Below are 2,524 nucleotides of genomic sequence, written 5' to 3'. Positions count from 1 at the left end.
TAGAGCGGTCTGCTAATGGTTGGCGCGGTGGGTCAGGATCACCATCCCGAGGGTGAAGCCGCCCAGGTAGGTGACTGCGTACTTGTCGTAGCGGGTGGCCAGTGCACGCCACTGCTTGACGCGGCTGAATGAGCGTTCGATGGTGTTGCGCTGCTTGTAGGTCTCGCTGTCGAACCCGGGTGGCCGGCCGCCCTTGGAGCCCTTGGTTTTGCGGCGGGCGATCTGGTCGCTGCGTTCGGGGATGGTGTGCTTGATCTTCCTGCCTCGCAGGAAGATCCGGGTGCTGGGGTGCGAGTACGCCTTGTCAGCCAGGAGCCGGTAGTGCTGGTCGTATCCGCCCTCGGCGAGGGCCTTGACCAAGGTGGCGAGCATGGGGTTGTCCCCGGCCTGCCCGCCAGTCAGCGCCGCGAGCACCGGCGTGCAGCTCTGGTCCGCCAGCGCGTGGATCTTCGTGCTCAGCCCGCCGCGGGAGCGACCCAGTGCATGGTCAGGCGGCTCCCCGGGCACCACCCGCGAATTCGTGTAGTTCGATCCTGCCCCCTGTGTCGTCCGCAGGGGCCGCGACCGAGTCGCGGCGTGCGCCGGCTGCGTGTTGGTGAGCCCGCACGACCGTGGAGTCGATCGACAGGATCGCCTCCACCTCGTCGTCGTCCACCTCCGACTGCTCGCGCACAGCCTCGAGCATCCGCCCGTAGGTGCCATCGGTCGACCACAGCCGATGCCGTTCCCACACAGACTGATACGGCCCGAACGGCTCCGGCAGGTCACGCCAGGGCGACCCGGTGCGAAACCGCCAGATGATCCCCTCCAACGTCGTGCGGTGGTCATTCCACGGGCGACCCCGACGGCCCGCGTCCTGCGGCATCACCTTCTCAAGGACATCCCACAACTCATCACTGATCACGCCGTCACGAAGCATGAGAGCAACGATGCCCGGCCCACCCGCAGATCTTTAGCAGACACGCTCTAATCGCTCAGCGCATTCGGTCGGCCGCTTGGGGCTGCCCCAGAAGAGTTGCCCGGACAACGAATGACTCTGAGACCCATGCGATCTCGTACCCGTGCGGCTAGCATCCTCCCCATGTCAACCCCTGATGCTGAGCCACGGAACGAGGGAGGGTCCGGCCACAGCACCACCCGGCGTGACCCTACTCCCGATCCCACCGATCCACTCCCTCCCAAAGAGGCGGAGGATGAGGTGCCGCGCGGGGCAAAAAGCGGCCTTTCAGGTACCGGTTACGGCACAGCGTTCACAGGGATCGTTGCGGCCGCAGGCGCGGCCTACAGTAGAGCATCGGCACCGTGGGTGGTCATTGTTACGATCGCTCTTGGCCTTGGAGCTCTTGCCCTCCTCACAGCGGGATTTAGCTGTCGCTGGCCGGTTTGGAAGACCCTGGGGTCCGCAGGCGCCGTAAGTGTGGCCGCTCTCAGCTTGGCAGTTATTCCCGGACCCGAACCAACGCAACCAGAACCACAAGTCACCTCACGCGCTACTGCTAATCCATCTCCATCGGTCGCGTCGGGGCCCACCGCCCCGCCGGTAGGCGTGGCGAAGAGAGAGCCGTCGATGGCGCAGCAAATAGCCAAGAAGGGCGCCAAATTCTCGACGGAGTGGTGGTTCCCTGAAGAGACGGGCCAGTTGTCGTTGCCCGGCGCTGACGTCTGGACGGATCAGGAAGCGCGTCGTCGCTGGATACGATCCCATGAAGGCATTGACACCAGCGCCTATATGTACCTAACACTTCAGACTGATCGCACGGCGGTCCTGCAGGACCTGCGCCTGATCGATGTGAGTTGCAAGCCGCAGCCCACAGCCGGGTCCGTAGTAATTTTCGGTCCTCCGCAAGGTGGGGATGTTGTAATGTTCAATTACGCCTCCTTCGAAGTCAACGATGCCGGTCGGGCAACCGCCACCTACGGCCTTGCTAACCCGACCGCCACCGAAGGTGGCGTGGATGGTGGAGCGTGGAGCTTTCCGTCTGGACTCGAAAAAGACAACCCCATGGTTGTGGAGGTTTTCGTAAGAACGGCCAACTTGTGCTCATGGCGGGTAGCGCTTGAATACGATCTGGATGGCTCCTCCTACACTCAGATTATTGACGATGACGGTCGTGCATTTCAGACCGTTGGGGATATGAAAGACGTCGCTACTAACGTATATCAGTCAGATGACGGTCACATCTTCACCCGGGTCAGCTAGTTGCACGTCGGAGTGCTACCCATCAACCTGGCGCGCACCACAAAGTGAGCTCAACTAGGCATTACAACGACGGGCTTCTACATTATCACTCGGCCACTCGGCGTGGTCATGCATATCAAGGCCGAACAGGCCAAGGCCCGGGTGCTAGCTGAGCAAGGAGAACATCGCCGTCTGCTAGCTTTACGACAACGTCGACATCCGTAACGCTACACGCAGGTCACGCTCCACCGGCAGCACATGTCGCTTGTGTCAGCGACGCTCGAAAACGAGACCAAAGCGACGCTTGAAAATGAGGCCACCCAGACAGAATGGATGGGTGATCTC

The 2,524-nt window shown here is 62.1% G+C and carries 1 protein-coding gene and 1 pseudogene; one reads left to right on the top strand and one right to left on the bottom strand.

Going from position 1 to position 2,524, the window contains the following annotated elements; all coding sequences use genetic code 11:
* Nucleotides 1–12: 12 nt before the first annotated feature.
* Nucleotides 13–919, bottom strand: a pseudogene (locus tag KILIM_RS23630) (IS5 family transposase).
* A 648-nt stretch (nucleotides 920–1,567) separates the two neighbouring features.
* Between KILIM_RS23630 and KILIM_RS24265 the strand changes: the two are divergent.
* Nucleotides 1,568–2,200: a hypothetical protein gene (locus KILIM_RS24265; protein ID WP_006594919.1), complete on the top strand. Its 633-nt coding sequence runs from the start codon at nucleotides 1,568–1,570 to the stop codon at nucleotides 2,198–2,200.
* Nucleotides 2,201–2,524 lie beyond the last annotated feature (324 nt).

The organism is Kineosphaera limosa NBRC 100340 (assembly GCF_000298215.1).
GTDB classification, from domain to species: domain Bacteria; phylum Actinomycetota; class Actinomycetes; order Actinomycetales; family Dermatophilaceae; genus Kineosphaera; species Kineosphaera limosa.
Note: the sequence above shows the minus strand (reverse complement) of the source record. Positions and strands in the feature narration are given on the sequence as shown.